Annotated in this window: 5 protein-coding genes; 2 read left to right on the top strand and 3 right to left on the bottom strand. The window is 56.4% G+C overall.

Annotated features, from left to right (window positions below):
• Positions 1-145 precede the first annotated feature (145 nt).
• Both K5905_RS28765 and htpX read right to left on the bottom strand, forming a co-directional pair.
• Positions 146-1522, bottom strand: coding sequence for a transcription antitermination factor NusB (locus K5905_RS28765; RefSeq protein WP_297590849.1), 1377 nt, complete (start codon positions 1520-1522; stop codon positions 146-148).
• 141 nt (positions 1523-1663) lie between these two features.
• The gene (gene htpX, locus K5905_RS28760) at positions 1664-2623 is read right to left on the bottom strand and encodes a zinc metalloprotease HtpX (protein WP_297590847.1); all 960 of its coding nucleotides are present in this window, start codon (positions 2621-2623) and stop codon (positions 1664-1666) included.
• Positions 2624-2774: 151 nt separating this feature from the next.
• On the opposite strand from htpX, the gene K5905_RS28755 reads away from it, so the two are divergent.
• Positions 2775-3038, top strand: a complete 264-nt coding sequence (locus K5905_RS28755; protein WP_297590845.1) for a DUF1674 domain-containing protein — start codon at positions 2775-2777, stop codon at positions 3036-3038.
• A 10-nt stretch (positions 3039-3048) separates the two neighbouring features.
• Complete coding sequence (locus K5905_RS28750; RefSeq protein WP_297590841.1) at positions 3049-3567, top strand: hypothetical protein; 519 nt, start codon at positions 3049-3051, stop codon at positions 3565-3567.
• 1 nt (position 3568) lies between these two features.
• On the opposite strand, the gene K5905_RS28745 is transcribed toward K5905_RS28750, so the two are convergent.
• On the bottom strand, positions 3569-4204 hold the full coding sequence (locus K5905_RS28745) for an SGNH/GDSL hydrolase family protein (protein ID WP_297590851.1): 636 nt from the start codon (positions 4202-4204) through the stop codon (positions 3569-3571).
• Positions 4205-4224 lie beyond the last annotated feature (20 nt).

The raw sequence follows: 4224 nt of genomic DNA, 5'->3' as shown, positions 1-4224 counted from the left end.
TTTCATTCAGGCTTGCAATATTCACCAAACCATCCCCAGCATCGATGGTTTTTGCGCGCTTATCAAAACTCTCCGCTCACTGAACCAAATATTAAGGTTAGCATTTTCTTTAAAGAAACATTGCAAGTGAACAGTTTATGCCACGTTAAGAGACCTTGAAACGGGCAGCAAAAAACCCATCCATCCCCTTGGAATCGGCACCAGGTCCGGCATCATGACAGGGCAGGCATCGAAGATAGCCCTCACTGGTGACACTTTTGCCTAGACCGCCGATTTCCTGCTGATCGACGGCGACCAACTGAACCTTTCCGGCTTGCCGCTCAAGAAATGCTTCAACTTGCTGTTCGCCTTCGGCCGGTTCCAGAGAACAGGTGCAATAAACAATCAACCCACCTGGCTTGACCCAGGCGACAACCCTATCGAGCAGCTCGCGCTGAATTTCACCCAGTTTTTCAACATCATATGGCTTCTTGATCCAGGGAACATCCGGGTGACGCCGGATTGTCCCTGTCGCACTGCAGGGGGCATCCAGCAAAATTGCGTCGAACGGTGCATCAGGTTCAAACTCCCGAAGGTCCGAAGCAATGGTCGTGACACTCTGACCCAGACGGGTCATGTTTTCGGCAAGGCGCTTTAACCGGCTTTTGGAAATATCGATGGCTGTCACATCGGCACCCGCGGCGGCAAGCTGCGCAGTCTTGCCTCCAGGGGCCGCGCACAGGTCAGCGACTTTCAGGTCCCTGATATCTCCAAGGAGCCGAGCAGGAAGTGCCGCCGCGACATCCTGCACCCACCAGCTACCGTCTCCATAACCTTCCAGCGCTTCAATCGGTCCCTTTTTGGCAAGACGGACACTTCCGGCGCCAACGACCTTGCCGTCCAGCTTTTCCGCCCAGGCATGCGGCTCCGCTTTCACCGACAGGTCCAGCGCGGCTTCGCCCTGATGGGCCTGCGCAATGGCACGTGCGGTTTCTTCGCCATAGGCGGCCTGCCAGCTCTCGAACAGCCAGTCTGGCGTGTTCAGACGGTTCGCATCCAGATCCGCGGTAATCTCTTCCCGTTCGCGTCCCAGACGGCGCAATACCCCGTTCACCAGCCCTTTATACGGCCGGGCTCTGCGGTCCAGACCGGCATGATCGACCGCCAGGGACACGGCAGCCCTGTCCGGAACATCCAGAAAGAGCATCTGCGCGATGGCCACATGAAGAATGTCGAGAACCCGGCCCGTTTTTTCCGGGATCTGACGATCCAGAAGTCGATCGAGAATTTCCGCGATTTCACCGCGATGACGCAGGGATGCTCCGACGATTGCCCGCACGAGAGCCCGGTCGTTACCCGCAAGGTCCCGAAATCCGGAATGGCCCGAAGCAACATCCAGCTCCCCGTCCAGAGGGCGTTTCTTGTGAACCACATTCCCCAGGATATCGGCGGCTATCTTGCGAGCCGAAAACCCTGGCTTATCGGCTTGTTGCTGATCCGGTGCCTTCGCGGGTCTGGAGGTCTTCTGCGGGCGTCTGGTCAAGGGAGTGTCCTAATCAAAGGCTGTTTGTTTCCAGCCAAAATCAAGCGCCGCAGACCGGACTTCCGGCTGCGGCGCAACTGCCTGTAGTTTAGGCTGTCTTGTTCTTCGGGAAAAGCGGTTTTTATCCGCCTCCCAAAGGCCTCATCCCCAGGGCCCCTTGGGCCGGCTGGGCTGGGTCGTGCGGGTGGAACCACCCGCGCCGCCCCACGGACCGGATTGCTGCGCGGTGCCTTGCCTGAAGGAGCCGTGGCCCCCGGTTCCAAGTCCGGCATCGGAAAGCTTGCGCAGTTCGTCGATACGGTTCTGGGTATTCGGGTGCGTCGAAAACAGATTATCCATCCGTTCACCGGACAGTGGGTTCATGATGAACATATGCGCCGTCGCCGGATTGGCCTCCGCATCCGGATTGTGAATGCGTTCGACCCCGCCGGCAATTTTGCCGAGCGCCGAGGCCAGCCACATCGGTTCGCCGCAGATCTGGGCTCCCATGCGATCAGCGGCATATTCCCGGGTCCGGGAAATTGCCATCTGCACGACCATTGCCGCCATCGGAGCGACAATCATCATCAGGAGAACACCGACAATGCCAAGCGGATTGTTGCGATTGCCACCGAAAAAGAAAGCAAAATTGGCGAGCATTGAGATTGCGCCGGCGATTGTTGCCGTGATGGTCATGATCAAGGTGTCATGGTTCTTCACATGCGCCAGTTCATGGGCCATCACCCCGGCCAGTTCCTCCGGCGTCAGCATATTCAACAAGCCGGTGGTTGCAGCCACTGCCGCATTTTGCGGATTGCGGCCGGTCGCAAACGCGTTCGGTTGAGGGTTGTTGATGATATAGACCTTGGGCATCGGCAGGTCGGCATTTTGGGCCAGCCTTTGCACCATGCGGTAATATTTCGGCGCAGAACGCTCATCCACCTGCTGTGCATGATGCATCCGCAGCACCATTTTGTCCGCATTCCAGTAGCTGAACACGTTCATGGCCGCGGCAATGGCCAAGGCAATCATCATGCCGGCCTGACCGCCGATCATGAAGCCGATTCCCATAAAAAGGGCGGTCATTGCCGCCAAAAGCATCGCTGTGCGAATGTAGTTCATTGCCGCTCTGTTCCGTTTCCTATCCTGGCATTCACCCAAAAAGTCGAGCGACAAATGCGCTCAATCCAGTTTTGAACATGGGTATTGCTGCCAATCTTGGCAAGATTATCTTATAAAGCATGACAACTCCGTAATCTTGAAGAATGCAGCCATGTCGGACAGACCCGAAGACGTCACCAGATCCTTTCACCAGGCCGAAGCCCCATCCCTGAAAAAGGATATTGAAGAGGCTCCCAGAAAACGTTTTGAGGATCTGCCTCCCGCCGCGCAGAGGGCTTTGAAAGAAGCCGAGGAGCGCCGCAAGGAGATAGACGCGAAACAAAAGGCAATGCCGGAAGAGGTAAATGGTCGCGGCGGCCTGGAACCGACACGTTACGAAGATTGGGAAATCAAAGGCCTGACGGTCGATTTCTGATTGCATGTCCATGCCAGACGCCCTTCACGCGATCCCGTCCGGCTGGGACGGCAAGCAAACGGAACCTCTCGAGGCGGCATTCTGTAAATATCGATCCGATCCCGAATTCCTCGCGTCGCTGGTTGGTCTTTGCAAACAGGAACCCTGTCAGCGAGGCGCAACCTGGTTGCTGAAACATCATTTCGAGACCAAAGGCCCGCCGCCGACGGTTGCATTGACAAAATTGCATTTCAACACTTTGCCCCGGATACAGCCCTGGGAAGCGAAACTGCATTTTCTGCAATATCTCGAATTCCTGGACATTCCGGCCGAGGCGAAATCCACTTTGGAAGCTTTTGTGCACGACGCGATTTCGTCCGAGAACAAACTCGTTCGTGCCTGGGCTTATTACGGACTTGCCACCATCGCCCGCCAATTTCCGGAAACCCGTAGATCTGCGCTTGAAGCGCTGACAAAGGCACGCTCGAACGAGGTAGCCGGCTCGGTCAAGATCAGGGTTCGCAAAGCCTTGGAAAAACTATCGAAATAATTCAGCTGGCAGCCAGTTTGCGAACCTCGCTCGCCACTGCCCGTGCCAGGTCCACCTGCGGTGCGGCGTCAAAATGGATGGCATCGACCGGACTGGAAGAAATTACCGAGCCAGTGTCGAAAAAGGCCACGCCGTACTCTTCGGCCTTCCGCCTGTAACACTCGGCAAGCTTGGTGGATTCCTCACGACTGCGGCCGGAGAACTGAAGTTCGAAGGGCGTTCCCGTGAGATCGGCAAGCGGCGGCGGAGACATGAGAAGCACCTTTGGAGCCATGCCTTCGACATCCTCTGTCGGGTTCGTCGCCAGGTAAAGCAACCGACCCATGGCAATGGCAATCGTCTCCGCGTTCATGGCGAATCGTTCCTGAAGGTCGTTCGTCCCCAGCATGATGATCAGGATATCGATCGGCATATGGGTCTTGCGCACTGTGAACAGGTGCTCAAGTCCGTTCTTGTCGCCCTTTACCGGATCCTCAAAAACCGTGGTCCGGCCGTTGACCCCTTCCTCGATCACATAGAATTCCGATCCGAGATCCTTCTGCAGCAACCGGGTCCAGCGGACATCATGTCCATAACGGGACATATCCACCGGATTGAACCCCCAGGTAAGTGAGTCCCCGAAACACACAACGGAAATCGGATCTTTGCTTCCGGCCA

This window comes from Roseibium sp., assembly GCF_025698965.1.
GTDB lineage: Bacteria > Pseudomonadota > Alphaproteobacteria > Rhizobiales > Stappiaceae > Roseibium.
The sequence above is the reverse complement of the archived record's forward strand: the minus strand, read 5'-3'. Positions and strand labels throughout refer to the sequence as shown.